The 17,029-nt window shown below is 58.9% G+C and carries 18 protein-coding genes and 1 tRNA gene; 8 read left to right on the top strand and 11 right to left on the bottom strand.

Annotated elements, in window-relative coordinates:
• Positions 1 to 60: 60 nt before the first annotated feature.
• The 5 genes from yihA to ttcA all read right to left on the bottom strand — a co-directional run bounded on the left by yihA (position 61) and on the right by ttcA (position 5,855).
• Positions 61 to 714, bottom strand: coding sequence for a ribosome biogenesis GTP-binding protein YihA/YsxC (gene yihA, locus THALAR_RS12435; protein WP_021101923.1), 654 nt, complete (start codon positions 712 to 714; stop codon positions 61 to 63).
• Positions 711 to 1,454: an MOSC domain-containing protein gene (locus tag THALAR_RS12430; protein ID WP_021101922.1), complete on the bottom strand. Its 744-nt coding sequence runs from the start codon at positions 1,452 to 1,454 to the stop codon at positions 711 to 713. The genes yihA and THALAR_RS12430 overlap by 4 nt, the downstream gene beginning before the upstream one ends.
• A complete protein-coding gene (gene yidC, locus THALAR_RS12425) occupies positions 1,451 to 3,277 on the bottom strand; it encodes a membrane protein insertase YidC (RefSeq protein WP_021101921.1) in 1,827 nt (608 codons plus the stop codon). The genes THALAR_RS12430 and yidC overlap by 4 nt, the downstream gene beginning before the upstream one ends.
• 115 nt (positions 3,278 to 3,392) lie before the next feature.
• The gene (locus THALAR_RS12420) at positions 3,393 to 4,907 is read right to left on the bottom strand and encodes a putative bifunctional diguanylate cyclase/phosphodiesterase (protein ID WP_051153756.1); all 1,515 of its coding nucleotides are present in this window, start codon (positions 4,905 to 4,907) and stop codon (positions 3,393 to 3,395) included.
• A 57-nt stretch (positions 4,908 to 4,964) separates the two neighbouring features.
• The gene (gene ttcA / locus THALAR_RS12415; protein WP_021101919.1) at positions 4,965 to 5,855 is read right to left on the bottom strand and encodes a tRNA 2-thiocytidine(32) synthetase TtcA; all 891 of its coding nucleotides are present in this window, start codon (positions 5,853 to 5,855) and stop codon (positions 4,965 to 4,967) included.
• Positions 5,856 to 5,925: 70 nt separating this feature from the next.
• Here ttcA and THALAR_RS12410 point away from each other — a divergent pair, with 70 nt between their 5' ends.
• Positions 5,926 to 6,909: an alpha/beta fold hydrolase gene (locus THALAR_RS12410; protein WP_211264802.1), complete on the top strand. Its 984-nt coding sequence runs from the start codon at positions 5,926 to 5,928 to the stop codon at positions 6,907 to 6,909.
• On the opposite strand, the gene yidD is transcribed toward THALAR_RS12410, so the two are convergent.
• Genes yidD through rpmH form a run of 3 tightly spaced genes read right to left on the bottom strand, consistent with a single transcriptional unit; the run spans position 6,906 to position 7,686 of the window.
• Entirely contained in the window at positions 6,906 to 7,127 is a 222-nt protein-coding gene (gene yidD, locus THALAR_RS12405) for a membrane protein insertion efficiency factor YidD (protein WP_021101917.1), read from the bottom strand. The genes THALAR_RS12410 and yidD overlap by 4 nt on opposite strands.
• Positions 7,124 to 7,522, bottom strand: coding sequence for a ribonuclease P protein component (gene rnpA / locus THALAR_RS12400; protein ID WP_040818671.1), 399 nt, complete (start codon positions 7,520 to 7,522; stop codon positions 7,124 to 7,126). The genes yidD and rnpA overlap by 4 nt, the downstream gene beginning before the upstream one ends.
• Before the next feature lie 26 nt (positions 7,523 to 7,548).
• Positions 7,549 to 7,686 carry a 50S ribosomal protein L34 gene (gene rpmH, locus THALAR_RS12395; RefSeq protein ID WP_021101915.1) on the bottom strand — a complete coding sequence of 46 codons (138 nt, stop codon included), beginning with the start codon at positions 7,684 to 7,686 and terminating at the stop codon, positions 7,549 to 7,551.
• A 288-nt stretch (positions 7,687 to 7,974) separates the two neighbouring features.
• Between rpmH and THALAR_RS12390 the strand changes: the two genes are divergently transcribed.
• From THALAR_RS12390 to THALAR_RS12360, 7 genes are all read left to right on the top strand, one after another.
• Positions 7,975 to 8,697, top strand: coding sequence for a TVP38/TMEM64 family protein (locus tag THALAR_RS12390; protein WP_154666804.1), 723 nt, complete (start codon positions 7,975 to 7,977; stop codon positions 8,695 to 8,697).
• 2 nt (positions 8,698 to 8,699) lie between these two features.
• Positions 8,700 to 10,118: a dihydrolipoyl dehydrogenase family protein gene (locus tag THALAR_RS12385; protein ID WP_021101913.1), complete on the top strand. Its 1,419-nt coding sequence runs from the start codon at positions 8,700 to 8,702 to the stop codon at positions 10,116 to 10,118.
• 54 nt (positions 10,119 to 10,172) lie between these two features.
• Positions 10,173 to 11,546: a sensor histidine kinase gene (locus THALAR_RS12380; RefSeq protein ID WP_021101912.1), complete on the top strand. Its 1,374-nt coding sequence runs from the start codon at positions 10,173 to 10,175 to the stop codon at positions 11,544 to 11,546.
• Between the two features lie 94 nt (positions 11,547 to 11,640).
• A complete protein-coding gene (locus THALAR_RS12375) occupies positions 11,641 to 12,003 on the top strand; it encodes a hypothetical protein (RefSeq protein ID WP_040818666.1) in 363 nt (120 codons plus the stop codon).
• Between the two features lie 36 nt (positions 12,004 to 12,039).
• The gene (locus tag THALAR_RS12370) at positions 12,040 to 12,366 is read left to right on the top strand and encodes a hypothetical protein (RefSeq protein ID WP_169788542.1); all 327 of its coding nucleotides are present in this window, start codon (positions 12,040 to 12,042) and stop codon (positions 12,364 to 12,366) included.
• Positions 12,367 to 12,379: 13 nt separating this feature from the next.
• A complete protein-coding gene (locus THALAR_RS12365) occupies positions 12,380 to 12,793 on the top strand; it encodes a hypothetical protein (protein ID WP_021101909.1) in 414 nt (137 codons plus the stop codon).
• 49 nt (positions 12,794 to 12,842) lie between these two features.
• Positions 12,843 to 12,919, top strand: a tRNA-Arg gene (locus tag THALAR_RS12360).
• Between the two features lie 675 nt (positions 12,920 to 13,594).
• Here the strand turns inward: THALAR_RS12360 and THALAR_RS12355 are convergent.
• From THALAR_RS12355 to THALAR_RS12345, 3 genes are read right to left on the bottom strand one after another with little or no spacing between them, the layout of a single operon-like run.
• Positions 13,595 to 15,244, bottom strand: a complete 1,650-nt coding sequence (locus THALAR_RS12355; protein WP_021101908.1) for an ABC transporter ATP-binding protein — start codon at positions 15,242 to 15,244, stop codon at positions 13,595 to 13,597.
• Complete coding sequence (locus THALAR_RS12350; RefSeq protein ID WP_021101907.1) at positions 15,234 to 16,061, bottom strand: ABC transporter permease; 828 nt, start codon at positions 16,059 to 16,061, stop codon at positions 15,234 to 15,236. The genes THALAR_RS12355 and THALAR_RS12350 overlap by 11 nt, the downstream gene beginning before the upstream one ends.
• 10 nt (positions 16,062 to 16,071) lie before the next feature.
• A complete protein-coding gene (locus THALAR_RS12345; RefSeq protein ID WP_021101906.1) occupies positions 16,072 to 17,028 on the bottom strand; it encodes an ABC transporter permease in 957 nt (318 codons plus the stop codon).
• Between the last annotated feature and the right edge of the window lies 1 nt (position 17,029).

Raw genomic sequence — 17,029 nt, 5'->3', positions numbered from 1 at the left:
TTTGTTGCGAATGTACGGATGTTCTAGCCGCTGGCGCGGGAGCTGCCAAGCGGGACCGGATCAGACCAGCGTGCCGATGATGTGGCGCAGGGTCGGGATGCCGATGCCTTTCTCGGACGAGGTCAGGACGATCTCTGGAAAGGCGGCGGGATGCTTTTGTAGCGCGTTGCTGACTTGGGCGATAACCTTGTCGAGCTCACCCTTCTTCAGCTTGTCGGTCTTGGTCAGCACGACCTGAAAAGTCACGGCGGAAGAGTTGAGCAAGGACAGGATTTCCTCGTCCACAGGCTTCACACCATGGCGCGAGTCGATCAGCACGAAAGCGCGGCGCAGGGTTTGGCGACCCGACAGGTAGGCTTTTAGCAAGCGTTGCCATTTTTGCACGATGGCGACGGGGGCTTCGGCAAAGCCATAGCCGGGAAGGTCCACGAGATAATGGCTGTCGGCGAGAGTGAAGAAGTTGATTTCCTGCGTGCGGCCGGGTGTGTTGGACGTGCGCGCCAAGGCTTTGCGACCGGTTAGCGCGTTGATCAGGCTGGACTTGCCGACGTTGGAACGACCCGCAAAGCAAACCTCCAGACGGTCGGCGGATGGCATCCCGTCCATCGCGACGACGCCTTTCAAGAAGTCGGTCTCGCCTGCGAACAGGACGCGGCCTTTCTCGATTTCCTCGGGGGTAGGTTCCTCGGCGATCTTGAAGGTGAAGCTGGTCATAGAAGTTCTGCCTTGTCGCCGCGACGGATAGTGCCGGAGGTTTTAACGACCGCGTAGACGCCGAAATCCTGATGATCCCAGGTCTTCAATGCGCCCAACGTATCCGCATCGCGTTCTCCCGTTTGCGGGTTCGCGGTGGTGGCAAGGCAGCGGGTGATACGCTCCTCGATCGCGAAATCCACCTCGCCGATGCGCAGGGTTTTGCCAAGCCAGTCGAACTCCGCCCAAGGTCCCAGCCCGTCGAGCCAGAGGTTGGCGCGCCAGCGGGTCGGGGCCAGCCTCTGTCCAAGCTGATCTTCAACCGCTTGGTGCGTGGCGGTGTTCGCGATTGAAATGGAGGGGAACGGAGTGTCGGTCATGCCGCGCCCTTCGACCCTGACGACCCGCGATGATTGCGCGCGATCTTCCGGCATCAAGGGACGTACCCAGTCGATCAAAGCGGCAGAGTCCCGTTCGGGATGAAGCGTTAGCTCTTCGCGGTCGGGATGGTTTAGTGTCACCGTTTCCGTGGACTCGCTCAGCTTGCAATTGATCGCCATGAGTTGCGGCGCTTTCGACCCGCGCGAGAAATTCGCGCAAGGCGCCCATTCGCTGCCGTCGATGCGCGCGCCCTCATGTGCGACCGCCCAGGTCCGGTCCCACGGCATGGTTTGACCTGCCTTGAGCGTGACCTGCGACAGTTCCTCCCGCCCATGCGATTTGACGGGATGCCGCCAGATATGGGCGAGAGTGGCCGTCACTTCTTGTCGCTCGCGGGCTTCTTCTCTCGTTTGAAGCCCGAGATGATATTGCCGAACACATCCGGCTTATATCCTTGGGTGCGCATGATCGTGTATTGTTGGGTGAACGTGATCACGTTGTTGGCGATCCAGTAGATGACCAGACCGGACGCGAAGCTGCCCAGCATGAACATGAATACCCAAGGCATCCACGCGAAGATCATCGCTTGCGTCGGATCGGCGGGTGCGGGGTTCAGCTTTTGTTGCAGCCACATGGAGATACCGAGGATGATCGGCAGCACACCCAGTGAGAAGATGAAAAAGATCGAACCGGGCTCCGGCGTCGCATAGGGCAGCAGGCCGAACAGGTTCAGGATCGACGACGGATCAGGTGCGGACAGGTCGCGGATCCAGCCGACCCAAGGCGCGTGACGCAGCTCGATCGTGTTGAAAATCACCTTGTAGAGCGAGAAGAAGATCGGGATTTGCAACAAGATGGGCAGGCAGCCTGCGGCTGGGTTGACCTTCTCCTTTTTGTAGAGCTCCATCATTTCCTGCTGGAGCTTCTGCCGGTCGTCGCCTGCCTTTTCCTTGATCTTCTCCATCTGCGGCTGAAGTTCCTTCATCTTCGCCATGGACACGTAGGATTTGTAGGCCAGCGGGAAAAGCAGCGCCTTGATCAGCAGGGTCAACACGATGATCGACCAGCCCATATTGCCGATGATTGCGTTGAGCCAGTGCAGCACGGCGAAGATCGGTTTGGTCAGGAAGAAGAACCAACCCCAGTCGATGCTGTCGATGAAACGATCCACGCCGCTGGCCTCGTAGGTCCTGATGGCTTCCCACTCTTTCGCGCCGGCAAACAGGCGGGTGGTGACCTCGGCGGTGGCTCCGGCGGCGATGTCGACGGGCTGAAGGCGGGCTTCGGTTTGATAGATGTCGGCACCGGGGACGTATTTGACGACGGAGGTGAAAGGCGTCTGGTTTTCGGGGATGAGGGTCGTCATCCAGTATTTGTCAGCAAAGCCGACCCAGCCGGTCTCCGTCACGGTCGTGACTTCCGCACTGGCGGCCTCGCGGGCGACAGTCGGGAAGTCGGGCATGTCGTCGTAGTCGATTTCGCTCAGTACCCCATCGGCCATGACCACCACGCCTTCATGCGCGATGAAGAAGCCTTCGATTTCCGGTTCGCCGTGGCGGGCCACGATACCGTAGGGCTGGATGCGCTGCGCCGTGCCTGTGGCGTTCTCGACCTTCTGCGTGACAGTGAACATGAAGTCTTCGTCCACGCTGAATGTGCGCGAGAAGGTCAGGCCAGCGCCGTTGTCCCAAGTCAGCGTGACAGGCGCGCCCGGTGCAAGAACGTCGCCTTCTGCCAACGTCCATTGGGTGTTCGCGCCGGGGACCTGTTCATAGGTGAGCGCGCCGGAAGGTGCCCAACCGTACAGAGCATAATACGCGGCGTCGGTGCCAACGGGCGACAACAGCGTCACATTCTCCGAGTCGGGTGCCAGCGTTTCGCGGTATGTCGACAAAGACAGGTCGTCGAGGCGTCCGCCTGTCAGCGAAATCGAGCCGCTGAGGCTCGGCGTTTCGATCTTGAGCCGCTGGTTTTCCGCCAGTGCGGTCTCCCGTGTCTGCGCGGTTGTTACGGGCGCTGGCGCGGGGGCGGCTGACGGACTTGCAGGCGGCAAGACGGCGGAGCCGTCCGACTGTGTCACCGCCGTGGACGTCGCATTCGGATCGACGACCGGCTCTTCAGGTGGGAAGAAAAAGAACCACCCCAAGATCACCAAAAAGCTGAGCGCAGTTGCAAGAATAAGGTTCTTGTTTTGATCGTCCATTAGGGGGCCGCCACCTGTCATTTTCAAGTCAGGCCGGTTCAACAGGTTGGGGACCGAAAGGTCAAGCAGTATTGGCTGGATTGCTGATCATGACGCCGCGTGTGGTTGGGGCGGTCTATACTGCGCGTCGGGGGAAATACGGCGCCTGCGCCATTTGGGATCGGTGTTCTTCCAGCCATGCAAGCGTCTTGTCGAACGGCATCGGGCGGGCAATAGCGTAGCCTTGCATATGGGTGCAGCCCAGTTGCGACAGAATGCTCTTTTCTCCGATGGTTTCGACCCCTTCTGCCAGTGTTTCGACGCCCATCTGCTCGGCCATGCTGATAATCGCATTAATCATCCTTTGCTGCTCGGGGTCGTCATCGGCACGGGTGATGAAGGAGCGGTCGATCTTTATCCGGTCGACCGCAAAGCGGCGAATATTGGCAAGCGATGCGTGCCCCGTACCGAAATCGTCCAGATCGATGCGGTATCCCTGATCACCGAGCGCCCTGATGTTGCGGGTGATTATATCGTCGTCATGCTCGGACACGACGGTCTCCAGAATTTCGACCGTCAGCCGCTTGGGGTCCATCTCGAAGCGGTCGACGTCCCACTTGATGCGTTCTATTAGGCTGGGATTTCGCAGATCCTGCGTCGCGAAGTTAACCGCGACGCCGGGCACCTTGTGACCTGCGACGTCCCAAGCCCGAAGCGCGCGCAGTGCGTGTTGCAGCATGGTTTCGCTAAGCAATTCCATGGCGTGGGCGGCCTCCAGCGCCGGCAGGAAGTCGGCGGGTGCCAGGGTGCCACGATCGGGATGCTCCCAACGGGCCAACGCCTCGAACCCGGTGACGATGCCCGTGTCGGTGGACAGTTGCGGCTGGAACCACGCGACGATCTGCCCGTCTTTCAACGCGGCCAGTGCGTCTTGTGCATGTTGGTCCGGCGTTGCCACACGCGCAGGTGTGTTGCTGGAATACCCCCGAAGGCTCTCCACTTGTTGCGATTTCGCGTCGAGCAGGGCCAGTTCGGCGGCATCACGCAGAGATTGTGGTGTTCGTGCGGGCGCACGGAATTCCAGGCAGAAACCGGCGCTAAGGGTCACGTAAACACCGACACCGTCCAGCGTGATGGTTTCCCGCGCAGCCTTCTGAAGCCGCTCGATCAGCGAGATAACTCCGCCAAGTTCGGGTATACGGATGTTTGGCAGGGAGATCGCGAAGCGGGCCGTGTCTATTTGCACAACGACATCATCTTTGCGCAGGACCGAGCAAAGCCGGTCGGTCACCGCAGACATGATGGCGTCGATCCCTTCGGGCCCCCATGCATCGCGGAGCTTGTCGATCTCGTCGAGTTCCAGCATCAGCGCGGCGCAGCGGTGTGTTGTGCTGGATTGCGCCAAGGCGTCGGCAAGTGCGGCGTCTATGTCTGGCGTGCCACCCTTGCGAAGTTGTATCCGGTAGGGGCGTGCCTGCGCCGGTCGGATACCAAGTAGCAATACCGGTATTGCAAAGCAGGATAGGACCAGAATCTGCCATTGACCGGTTGCGTAGGACACCCCCGCGACGACCGGCAGGCTTGCCAGCCCCAAGCGTGTCAAAAACCCTGATTGCAGTAATCCAGACGCCCACGTCTTCAGCCTATTCATAACTCACCCTTTCGCACTCCTGAGCAGAACGATTAGGGTGGCATGCTTTTCAGCGTGTTAACTTCCTCGGGACAAGTCCGGCGGGTTTTGCTCAATTTTTACCGGATCGCGGGTCAGGCCTGCAAAGTCGAACAGGCTTGGGTCCAGCAGGTGTGACGGGTTGGTGTTCGTCAACGCGCGAAACATTTTCTGGCGGCGGCCGGGGGACTTTTGTTCCCATAGATCAAGCATTTGCTTGATGTTCTGACGTTGCAGCCCGTCCTGAGAGCCGCATAGGTCGCACGGGATGATCGGGTAGTTCATGTCGCGGGCGAAGCGTTCGCAATCAGCCTCCGAGACATAGGCAAGCGGCCGGTAGACGAAGACGTCGCCTTCCTCGTTCAGCAGCTTAGGCGGCATCGCCGACAGGCGGGAGCCGTGGAAGAGGTTGAGAAAGAAGGTCTCCAGAATGTCGTCACGGTGATGGCCGAGAACGACGGCGGAGCAGCCTTCCTCGCGGGCGATCCTATAGAGATTGCCGCGACGCAGGCGCGAGCAGAGGGCGCAGTAGGTCCGACCGGCTGGCACCTTGTCCTTCACGATGGAATAGGTGTCCTGATACTCGATCCGGTGCGGCACACTCATCTTCTCGAGGAATTCCGGCAGCACGGTCGCGGGGAAGTTGGGTTGCCCCTGATCCAGATTGCAGGCCAGAATTTCAACCGGCAGCAAGCCGCGCCATTGCAACTCGGTAAGCGCCGCGAGCAAGGTGTAGCTGTCCTTGCCGCCCGATAGGCAAACGAGCCACTTTGCCCCGCGCTCCACCATGCCGAAATCGTCAATGGCCTGACGAGTATCGCGGATGATGCGTTTGCGCAGTTTTTTGAACTCGGTCGTTGAGGGTGCGCCGTGGAACAGCGCATGAATGTCGTCGAGCGGTTCGGCGGGGGTGTCGGGTTTGTCCAGCATGGCCGTGCTTATAGGGCGAGGCCGGGAGCAAAGGAAGATACATCTGCTCGAAGGGCGCGCGGAGTTTTTGGTGTTTGAAACAGACGCGGCTATGGTCGGACATGCCCAAAGAAAATTGGAGGTCGCCATGACGTTGTTCTTCTCCCGCCGCGCGCTGAACACCAAGACCAATACCTTCACCAACAACATGTCCAGTTTGACCCGCTATGTATCTGTGCAAGGCCAGCGACCGGACGGCAAATGGTCGTCGCATCTGTTAGATCGTGACGCGTTCGTGGCCGCCACGCAGGCGGAGGCCCAGAGCGACGACGTGCTGATTTATGTGCACGGGTTCAACACCAGACAGCGCGATATGCTTGCACGGCACAAGCTGATCGAGGACGGATTGCGCGCTGAGGGATATCGCGGCGCGGTGATTTCCTTTGACTGGCCCAGCCGTGGCAAAAGCACGTCCTATGCCCGCGATCTGCGCATGGCGGGCAAGGTGGGGAAGTATTTGGTGGAGGGCGGTGTCCTGCCCTTATTGGACTCGACCTGGAAGCCACGCGTTCATTTGATCTGCCATTCGATGGGGGCGTTCATCACGCTGGACGGGTTCGCGCGGTTCGGGGACAGCAGCGGACCCGGATCGGGCGCTTGGAAAGTGGATGAGATATTGTTTGCCGCGGGGGATGCGCATCGGCGTGACTTCGAGAAAGGCGCTGCCGGGGCCTTGGTGCTGCGTCATCATTCGAAGCGGCTGACGAACTACTATTCGAACGACGACGAAGTCCTGACGCTGGCCTTCGCCTATCACGGCAAGCCGCGCGTCGGCTTAAGCGGGATGCCTGATCTGGTATTTGCTGAGCATGTGGATCTCTACGCGACGGAGCGCTATCGCCACATCAAACCGACATTTCCAGACGACACCGAGGCGCAGCTTTTCTCGCATAGATGGTGGTTCGAGGACGCGCGGTTTTTGAAAGATGCAGCCCTGACATTGGCAGGGGGCGCGGCCGGTGCTTTGCCGACGCGGACGCGCACCAATCTGGGGACGCTGGCGTTGAAGCCCTAGTCCGGCACGTCGTCCACGCCCATGCCGCCCCAAGGGTTGCAGCGGGCGATGCGTTTCGCGGCAAGCCAGGAGCCCTTGATGCCACCGTGCTTTTGAAGCGCTTCCAGCGCGTAGGCGGAGCAGGTCGGATCATAGCGGCAGTTGTGGCCGACCCACGGGCTGAACACGGCGCGATAGCCGCGCACGGGCAGGGCGCATATCCATGCCAGCGGTGTCATGTGTGAACCTTGGTGATGGCGCGTTGCAGGTCAGCGACAAGTTGGTCGAAGGGGAGGGAGACCGTTTCGTTCGGGCGTCCGACCAGAACGTAGTCCCAGCCCTGCTTCGCCTCGGCACCCAATACAAGCCGTGCGGCTTCGCGCAGGCGTCGCTTGGCGCGGTTGCGGGTGACTGCGTTGCCTAATTTCTTGGAGCAGGTGTAGCCGACACGAGGGGGCGCGTCGTCGTCGCGCTTGCGGGCTTGCACCAGAAACCCCGGTTGGCCAGAGCGTTTGGCACGGGCGGCGCGCAGGAAGTCGGCGCGTTTGCGCATGACATCCAGACGAACGGAAACCGCCGGTGGCGCGTCCGCGACGCGGACATCTCGTCCTGTCACGTGGGCCTCCGGCGGCATCTAGGTCAAAAGGAGAAGAAGGGCGCTTACGCGCTCAGCTTCGCCCGGCCTTTCGCGCGACGCGCGTTCAGGATCTTGCGGCCAGCCTTGGTTGCCATACGCGCACGGAAGCCGTGGCGGTGCTTGCGAACCAGGTTCGACGGTTGGAATGTACGTTTGCTCATGAGCGGGGCTCCTGCGGATCGGGGGCAAATCCATCGCGGATTCGAACCCATAAGTGTTCAGAGCCTGCGTCATAGACAGCCCTGCGTTCTGCGTCAACGGGCAAACCCGCCCATTTCTGCAACAATTGACCTGCATGTTGTAACGAACCCCGTGTCAAAAGGCCACCATGGGCGGAATCCCATCACCGACGATCAAGCGACCGTGAGGGGCAGTATCCAAGACGCCCCTTTTCACAGATGAACGTGGCAGCTTAGATTTCAGGATACCCCAAGCCCATGGCGGACATGATGACCAAAACCGACCAATCGGCCCTTCGCAGAAAGCTGCCGATTCTTATCATCGTCGCCGTGGCCGCGATCGGCGCGTTTACCTTGCGCGACTATCTCAGCTTTGACGCGCTGCGTGACAATCGCGAAGCGCTGATCGCATTCAGGGACGCGAATTACCTACTGGCAGTGCTGGGATTCATCGCCATCTATGTGGTGATCGTGGCGTTTTCCCTGCCCGGTGCGGCGATTGCCACGCTGACGGGCGGCTTCCTGTTCGCGACCTTTCCGGGCTTTCTTTACAATATCATTGCGGCCACCATCGGGGCGACGGCGATATTCTCGGCGGCGCGCATGGGGTTTGGCGAAAAACTGGCATCGAGGATGGAGGCGGGCGAGGGCTTGGTCAAACGCATCAAGGACGGCATCGACGAGAATCAGTGGTCCGTCCTGTTCCTGATCCGGTTGGTGCCGGCGGTTCCCTTCTTTGTCGCCAATCTGGTGCCCGCACTGGTGGATGTGCCGCTGCGCCGTTTCGTGATCTCGACCTTTTTCGGCATCATTCCCGGCTCGATTGTCTACACCTCGGTGGGTGCCGGACTTGGCGAGGTGTTCGAGCGTGGCGACACGCCCAACCTCGGCATCATCTTCGAGCCTCATATTTTGCTGCCGATCCTTGGCCTGTGCGCGTTGGCGCTGCTGCCGATTATCCTCAAGGCCGTGCGCGGCAAAGAAGGTATTTGACCATGAACAAGATCAAGACCGACCTACTGGTTATCGGCGCGGGCTCTGGCGGGTTGTCCGTCGCAGCGGGTGCCGTGCAGATGGGCGCCAAGGTGGTGCTGCTGGAAGACCACAAGATGGGCGGCGACTGCCTGAACTATGGCTGCGTGCCGTCCAAGGCGCTGATCGCGGCGGGCAAACAGGCGCATGTGTTGCGGCACGGAGCGCAGTTCGGCGTGGCGAATGCGGAGCCGCAGATCGACTATGCGGCGGCGAAGGACCATGTGAACAAGGTGATCGCCACGATTGCGCCAGTCGACAGCGAGGAGCGGTTCGAGGGGTTGGGTGTCACCGTTATCCGCGAACGCGGGCGCTTTACGGGCGAGAACACGGTGCAGGCAGGCGATACCGAGATCACTGCGCGGCGGATTGTAGTGGCGACTGGATCGTCGCCCTTCGTGCCGCCCATTCCCGGGTTGGAGAATGTTCCCTACCTGACCAACGAGACCCTGTGGGATTTGCGCGACCTGCCGGAGCATCTGTTGATCGTCGGCGGCGGCCCTATCGGGATCGAGATGGCGCAGGCGCATTTGAGGCTCGGCGCCAAGGTCACGGTGATTGAGGGTGACAAGGCCATGAACAAGGACGACCCCGAACTTGCCGCGATTGTGCTCGATCGGATGCGCGAAGAAGGAATGGTCATCGAAGAGGACGCTTTGGCTGAGGAGATTTCAGGCAAGGCGGGCGACATCACCGTGAAGGCCAAGGATGGGCGTGTCTTTAGAGGAACGCACCTGTTGATGGCAGTGGGCCGCGCCGCCAATGTCAACGATCTGGATCTTGAGAAAGCGGGTGTCGCGTATTCCCGTGGCGGCATCGAAGTGGATGCCTCGATGAAAACCACAAACAAGAAGGTCTACGCGATTGGTGATGTCGCGGGGCAGCTGCAATTCACTCACGTGGCGAATTATCATGCGGGTGTCGTGATCCGCTCCATCCTGTTCGGCCTGCCGTCGAAAGCTAAGCAGGGGCATATCCCGTGGGCCACCTATACCGACCCAGAACTGGCGCAGGTCGGCCTGACCGAAGCGCAGGCGCGCGAGGAACATCGCGACAAGGCTGAGGTCTACCGCTTCCCCTTCCACGAAAACGACCGCGCGATTGCCGAGGGCAAAACCACGGGGCTTATCAAAGTGATGGTGGTCAAAGGGCGTCCTGTGGGGGCGTCCATCGTGGGTGCGAGCGCGGGTGATCTGATCGGCGTCTGGGCGCTGGCGCTGGCCAACAATCTGAAAATGAGCCAGATCGCGGGCATGGTCGCGCCCTATCCGACGCTTGGGGAGGTTAACAAACGCGCGGCGGGTGCCTATTTCTCGCCAAGGCTGTTTGAAAGCGATATGGTGAAAAGCGTTGTTAGGTTTGTGCAGAAGGTCTTGCCATAGGGCATCTCTGCTGGAGGCGGTCGGTTGATCAATTCGCTATCAGGTCGGTTCCTTATGCTGACGATCATCTTTGTGATGATTGCCGAGGTGCTGATCTTCGTCCCCTCCGTCGCGCGGTTCCGACAGGACTACCTGCTGGCGCGGCTGGAAAAGTCGCAGATCGCGTCTTTGTCGGTTCTGGCGTCGCAAAACCAGAATATCTCGTCAACGCTGGCGCAGGAACTGTTGGACAACGCGGGCGTGTATAACGTCGTCCTGCGTCGTGATGCTGCCAGCCAACTGGTTCTGTCTTCGCCCGTGCCGGGACCGATTACCACGATGGTGGATTTGCGCGATCCGTCCCCTTGGTATCTGATCGCCGGAGCCTTGATGCAGTTGTTTGACCCGCCCGAAGGCGTGATCCGCGTGATCGGCTCGCCCACACAGGCGGCTGGCACGCTGATCGAGGTGGCGATGCCGCAAGCGCCGTTGCGGTCCGCGATGATCGACTACGGTTTGCGCGTTCTGGCACTGTCGGCATTCATCTCTATCATTTCGGCGGCGCTGCTGTTTCTGGCCGTCCGGAGGTTCATGGTGAAGCCTATCAAACGCGTCGTCACCTCCATGGAAGCGTACGCCAAAGCGCCGGAAGATGCCCGCCGCGTCATCGTGCCGAAATCTTCCATCACCGAGTTGCGGGCCGCCGAAGATACGCTGGCCGAATTGCAGACCCGTCTGACCGGGTCGCTCAAGCAGAAGGAACACCTTGCGCAGCTTGGGGGTGCGGTCGCCAAGATCAGCCACGATTTGCGCAACATTCTGACGACCGCGACCCTGCTTGCCGACCGCATGGAGCGCTCGGACGATCCTGCGGTGCAACGCTCCGCGCCGAAGCTGGTGAATTCACTCAGCCGCGCGGTGAACCTTTGCGAAGGCACGCTTGCGTTTGGCCGGGTGGATGAGGCACCACCCAAGCTGGCGATGACACAGGTGCAGGAAATCGTCGACGATGTACTGCAAAGTGAACAGCTTTCTGCCCCCGATGGTATTCGTTTCGAGTGTGACGTCCCGCCACACATGATGGTGCGCTGCGACAGCGAGCAGTTGCACCGGATCCTTGGCAATCTGGTGCGCAATGCGCGCCAAGCGCTTGAAACAACGGGTGAGGCAGGTGTGATCAAGGTCTCCGGAACGGAGGATGCGAACGGTTGGCATCTTACGGTGTCAGATACCGGCCCGGGTTTGCCGCCCAAAGCCCGCGAGAACCTGTTCACCGCCTTCGAGGGCGGGGTGCGCAAGGGTGGCACGGGGCTCGGGTTGGCCATCGCGTCGGAGCTTGCACGGGGTCATGGCGGCGCATTGACACTGGTGCGTTCGGACGAGCAGGGCACCGAGTTCCAGCTTTTCCTTCCGAAAGAAAACGCGCTGTTTGAAGACGCCGCCGAGTAGGTTTGCCTACGCGAATTTTCCCAATAGCTGCCAATAAGTTGCCCGAATTTGGGACCATACTGCCGTGAATCCAGCAATTGGGGCGAATGGCGGAATGGCAAATTTTTATCGGAATGTGATCCTCGGAACGGCGGCGGCATTCATGCTGATCATCATGGCGGGCTTTGCGATCACCGATGCGGAAGAGCCTCCCATGGTCTACGCCACCATCGACAGCAACGGTGCCAAGAGCGCCGCGATCGGCGAACGCACGCAGAATTTCGCGCTCACGCCAGAAGGCGCGTATGCCAACGACGTCAGCTTCGTGGACAGTGTCCGGGCGTGGTTCGGCGTGGATATCGAGGCCGAGCGGAAGACCGATCATCTCAAGGCCGAGCTGCGAAAGCTGGACCTGCGCCGCAGCGGGCACCGCACGTACAACACCCGTACCAAGGGTGTGCTCTATAACGGCTCGTAGAAAGGGGTCACGATGTTTGCGAAGGTCGCATGGAAAATGGCACTCTTCAGTTTCAGCATCTTCATGCTGCTTTTGACCATGGGATATGGTCAGGGCAACTATTCCCAGCCGAAGAACTGGGCGATTTTCTCCGGTCAGGCCAAGGTTGCCAAACCGGGTGCCCGCATTGATGGTTTCAGGTCTGTCGAACAGCCGCCGGAGCCGGACAAAACGATCTGGGACACCATTCGCGACACCACCAGCGAATGGATGGGCGGCGGGAACATAGGCAGCGCCGGAGGCAGAACTGCACCCAAGACGGAGCTTCAAAAGCTGAACAAACGCAACAAGCCACTTACCGGTGTGATGACAGTCGGTCGCTGAGAGAGGGCAGTCAATGCACGCGATCCGCAAAGCCATCCTTTCGCTGGGCATCACGCTGTTCGGACTCACCATTGGCTTCGTCATCATGGCGTATGAGATGCCGGGCGTTTATCCGGGCCTGTCGGACGTAAAGGCCTTCCTTGACGAGAAATTCTCCGAAGACGCCAAGCCGGAACTGACCCCGCTTCAGGCGCTGCGTGAGCGCAACCCGGCTTTGCCCGTGTCTCCGCAAGGCATGGCCGAGCCAATCGGTGGGGGTAACACCTACGGCATTCTCGACGTATTCCGGATGAAGCAGATATTTCGTCCGAATGACGCTGTGAAAGAGCCACTTCGCACGGTGCCCGGCCAGGATCGCAACGGCGCACCCTTGCCGACAATCGGTGAAACCCGAAAATCGAGCAATGTTCTTTCGGGAACGCTTTGAATTGGGGTTGCATTGCGGTTGGGGCGGGGTTACATCGCCCTCACCCCGCGCGCTGGTAGCTCAGTTGGATAGAGTACTTGACTACGAATCAAGGGGTCGGGGGTTCGAATCCTCCCCAGCGCGCCATTTTTTCCTTTTAAGACGTCAGACGAAATTGGCTTTTGCGTCAAAAAGCGACCCAATCACCGCGAACCGGATGTTTGTGGCCGAACCGCGAATGTCCGGTTCGAATCTTCTCCACTTGGTTTCTCGTAAGATCTTTAGGACGACTATTCACAGAAAGCGCCGCATACAATGCCGGCGCTGGCTTTCGGCGCAAACGGCCCAAAGCTGCCGTTGACCAGTAATCCAAACGCTGCATTGCAGCTTCCCTGAAGCAGCCGTTGGACACATCGTGCAGCATTTTGGTTGCCAGAGGGCGGCTATGCGGGACACAGCGGTCATTACAGACTAACAGTTGAATGGCGGCTTTCCGTGTGCCCGGAAGTTAGTCATGCAAGAACTCTTCAACTGCAGACCGGTCCGCTTCAGCAGCATCGAAAGCCCATGATCGAAACGCCTCGACTTTAGCAGACCGCCATTTGCTATGATCGCCAACAAGGCAGATACCACTATCTGTAACTTGGGCGGTGAGTTGCTCCGTGAATTAGGGCGGAAACCGGACGTTCTATGCATGTGCGAAGAAAATTTGAAAAATTCGAAAAGCGGACACAATTGCGCTGATGGTACCGACAAGTTCTCTCACTCCATATCAAACAACTTTGCAATTTCAACAAAAGCAATCATTTATAAGGTGAGATGTTAGTTCCCGGCACTTTGCATTTTTCGCGACGCGGTTACGCCTTCCAGCCACCCTATTTCCATCTCAGGCACCGAAGACAGCAACAAGTCGGTGTAGTCATCGAAGGGCGGCGAGAGAACTTCGGTCTTTGTACCGTACCGCGCAAGTTTCCCCAGATGCATAACGGCGATTGAATCGGCTATCGCTTTTACTGTCGCCAGATCATGCGTGATGAACATATAGGCCACGTTTTCGCGTTTTTGCAAATCGAGGAGCAGCTTCAGGATGCCATCAGCTACGAGAGGGTCGAGGGCGCTTGTCACCTCGTCGCAGATGATAACCTTGGGTTCTGCCGCCAAGGCGCGGGCGATACAAACGCGCTGTTTTTGCCCGCCGGAAAGTTCAGCAGGATAACGGTTGGCCATATCGGACGGCAGCTCGATTTTTTCGAGCATTACCGCGATGCGATCTTGCAACGCCTTGCCTGTCACGCCGAAATAAAACTGGATAGGTCGGCCGATGATCGTACCGATGGTCTGGCGCGGATTCATCGCGGTGTCGGCCATCTGATAGATCATCTGGATGTCACGCAAATCATCCAACGGCCGGTCTTTTTGGGCATTGGTCAATGGTCTGCCCTCAAAGGTACTCTGGCCTGACCGCGGTGGTAGCAGACCCGTCAAAACCCGCGCGAGCGTTGATTTCCCAGACCCGCTTTCCCCGACAACCGCCAGAGTTTGGCCAGAGTAGATGTCGACGGTCACATCATTGATGACTGCCGGCCCGCGTCCATAGCCTGCGACGATGTTCTCCATCCGGATCAATGGCGTCTGGGAAGGTTGCTTCTCCTCGTGAATAATAGAGCGCACGGAGACCAGCGCCTGTGTGTACTCTTCTTTAGGGGTCTCGATGATCTGTTGGGTCGTCCCGTGCTCGACAGTTTCGCCATCGCGCAGCACCATGATTTCATCGGCGATCTGCGCGACAACGGCCAGATCATGCGTGATATAAAGCGCTGCGACGCCGGTAATGCGGATCGCTTTCTTGATCGCCGCCAGGACGTCGATCTGGGTGGTGACATCCAACGCGGTTGTCGGTTCATCAAAGACAATTAAATCCGGCTTTGGACACAACGCCATTGCCGTCATCACGCGCTGTAATTGGCCACCCGAAACCTGATGCGGATAGCGATTACCGATCGTGTCGGGATCAGGTAAGCTTAGAGCCTCGAACAGTTCTTTGGCGCGGGCTTCGGCCTCCGAGCGGTTTAGTAATCCATGCTCGAGAGTGGCCTCGATCACTTGATCAATTAGTCGGTGCGCCGGGTTGAAACCGGCGGCAGCCGATTGGGACACATAAGAGACCTCTCGCCCGCGAAACCCGTTCAGGTCCGCGCGCGACAGTTTTAGAATGTCGCGGCCATTGACGAACACCTCGCCGCCTGTGATCTCGACCCCGCCGCGCCCGTAAGCAAGTGAGGACAGACCAATCGTGGATTTACCTGCGCCAGACTCTCCGATGAGGCCCAGCACTTTGCCCTTGCCCAATGTACACGACACACCCTCAACGATAGTAATGTCGCGCGGTGGTTTGCCAGGTTCACGTACGGTGACGCCGATCTTGAGGTCACGGATGTCGAGTAATTGCTCGTCTGCCGGATCAGTTGCCACCTCGGCCCCCTTTTAAGTCGGTTGTACGATTGAGGATCCAATCGGCGATCAAATTGACAGAGATTGCCAGCACGGCAATAGCACCTGCTGGGATCAAGGCGGCGGGGATGCCAAAAATGATCCCGTCCTTGTTTTCCTTAACCATGCCGCCCCAGTCCGCCTCGGGTGGTTGGATGCCTAGGCCTAGGAATGACAAGGCTGAGAGGAACAACACCATGAAGATAAACCGCAGGCCCAATTCGGCCACGAGGGTCGACAAGGCGTTTGGGAGTATTTCGCGTGTGATGATCCAAATACGCCCTTCACCGCGCAATTTTGCCGCCTCGACAAAGTCCATAACATTGACGTCGACGGCAACGGCGCGCGACAGGCGGAAGACGCGGGTCGCATCCAGGATGCCCATGACAAGGATCAACGTCGCGATGTTGGCGGGCATGACCGACAAAACCACCAGCGCGAATATGAGGGTAGGGATCGACATCAACAAATCCACTCCGCGCGATAGCACCTGGTCGGCCCAGCCGCCGATGACTGCCGCTGCCATGCCAAGGAATGCGCCAAGTGTGAAGGACACAATGGTTGCTAATGCTGCAATGGCCAGTGTCGTGCGTGCGCCGAAGATCATACGCGACAGCAAATCGCGACCCAGATTATCGGTTCCCAACAAGTGCTCTGCCGACATCGGCTCCCAGACGTCGCCTACGATTTCGCTCATACCATAAGGGGCAATCAAAGGCGCGAAGAGTGCGGCGAAGGCGAACAGGCTCGCGGAGATGATGCCGAGCCATGCGCTAACGGGAATTGTTCTGAAGTTCATTGCCCCTCCCTTATTTCGGATGCCGCAAGCGCGGGTTTGACAGGACCGAGATAATGTCGGCCACAAGGTTCAGTCCGATATAGATCGCGGCGAATATCAGTCCGCACGCCTGCACAACAGGCACGTCACGCTTCGACACATGGTCGACCAGATACTGTCCCATGCCAGGGTAGACAAAGATCACTTCGACGACGACGACACCGACAATCAGATAGGCCATGTTCAGCATGACCACATTAATGACCGGGGAAATTGCGTTGGGAAGTGCGTGTTTCCAGATGATTTTGAAAGAACTCAGCCCCTTCAACTCTGCCGTCTCAATGTAGGCTGATTGCATCACGTTCAAAATGGCAGCGCGGGTCATGCGCATCATGTGTGCAAGCACGACGAGGGTCAGCGTTAGCGCCGGCAACATCACCGCGTTCAGGCGGTCGCCAAAACTCATCCCGTCATAGACTGTGGCGACCGTCGGGAACCATCCCAGTTTGACGCCAAAGACGAGGATCAGCAGGTAGCCAATGAAAAATTCAGGTAAGGATATCGACGCCAATGTCGAGGCGGAGATTAGTTTGTCAGGCCAGCGGTCCTTGTAGCGCACCGCAAACAGGCCAAGCAGAATGGCGATTGGGACCGAGATCATTGCAGCAACGGCAGCCAAAAAAAGCGTATTTCCTAGGCGCGAGGTGATGGCCTCGGAGATACTCGCGCCACTGGTCAGCGCCGTGCCTAAATCGCCGACCATGATACCGCCAAGCCAGTTGAAATAGCGTGTGAGCGCAGGCTCGTTCAGACCAAGCTCCTTGCGCAGATTTGCAAGATTTTCAGGTGTAGCGGATTGGCCCAGGATGGATTCCGCTACGTCGCCAGGCAGAATTTGTGTGCCAACAAAGATCAAGGCTGACACGGCGAATAGCATGAGTATGCCCAGCGAAATTCGCTGGGCAATCAATGTCAGGGCCAGGCCCATA

It is taken from the genome of Litoreibacter arenae DSM 19593 (assembly GCF_000442275.2).
GTDB lineage: Bacteria > Pseudomonadota > Alphaproteobacteria > Rhodobacterales > Rhodobacteraceae > Litoreibacter > Litoreibacter arenae.
This window is presented reverse-complemented; position numbering and strand designations above follow the sequence as displayed.

Bases quoted from the DNA above. Each gene is read 5' to 3' on its own strand.
- yidD (WP_021101917.1), bottom strand. From the start codon at position 7,127: ATGACACCGCTGGCATGGATATGCGCCCTGCCCGTGCGCGGCTATCGC.
- yihA (WP_021101923.1), bottom strand. From the start codon at position 714: ATGACCAGCTTCACCTTCAAGATCGCCGAGGAACCTACCCCCGAGGAA.
- THALAR_RS12385 (WP_021101913.1), top strand. From the start codon at position 8,700: ATGAACAAGATCAAGACCGACCTACTGGTTATCGGCGCGGGCTCTGGC.
- THALAR_RS12345 (WP_021101906.1), bottom strand. From the start codon at position 17,028: ATGGGCCTGGCCCTGACATTGATTGCCCAGCGAATTTCGCTGGGCATA.
- yidC (WP_021101921.1), bottom strand. From the start codon at position 3,277: ATGGACGATCAAAACAAGAACCTTATTCTTGCAACTGCGCTCAGCTTT.
- rpmH (WP_021101915.1), bottom strand. From the start codon at position 7,686: ATGAGCAAACGTACATTCCAACCGTCGAACCTGGTTCGCAAGCACCGC.
- THALAR_RS12390 (WP_154666804.1), top strand. From the start codon at position 7,975: ATGACCAAAACCGACCAATCGGCCCTTCGCAGAAAGCTGCCGATTCTT.
- THALAR_RS12350 (WP_021101907.1), bottom strand. From the start codon at position 16,061: ATGAACTTCAGAACAATTCCCGTTAGCGCATGGCTCGGCATCATCTCC.
- THALAR_RS12420 (WP_051153756.1), bottom strand. From the start codon at position 4,907: ATGAATAGGCTGAAGACGTGGGCGTCTGGATTACTGCAATCAGGGTTT.
- THALAR_RS12370 (WP_169788542.1), top strand. From the start codon at position 12,040: ATGGCACTCTTCAGTTTCAGCATCTTCATGCTGCTTTTGACCATGGGA.
- THALAR_RS12375 (WP_040818666.1), top strand. From the start codon at position 11,641: ATGGCAAATTTTTATCGGAATGTGATCCTCGGAACGGCGGCGGCATTC.
- rnpA (WP_040818671.1), bottom strand. From the start codon at position 7,522: ATGCCGCCGGAGGCCCACGTGACAGGACGAGATGTCCGCGTCGCGGAC.
- ttcA (WP_021101919.1), bottom strand. From the start codon at position 5,855: ATGCTGGACAAACCCGACACCCCCGCCGAACCGCTCGACGACATTCAT.
- THALAR_RS12380 (WP_021101912.1), top strand. From the start codon at position 10,173: ATGCTGACGATCATCTTTGTGATGATTGCCGAGGTGCTGATCTTCGTC.
- THALAR_RS12365 (WP_021101909.1), top strand. From the start codon at position 12,380: ATGCACGCGATCCGCAAAGCCATCCTTTCGCTGGGCATCACGCTGTTC.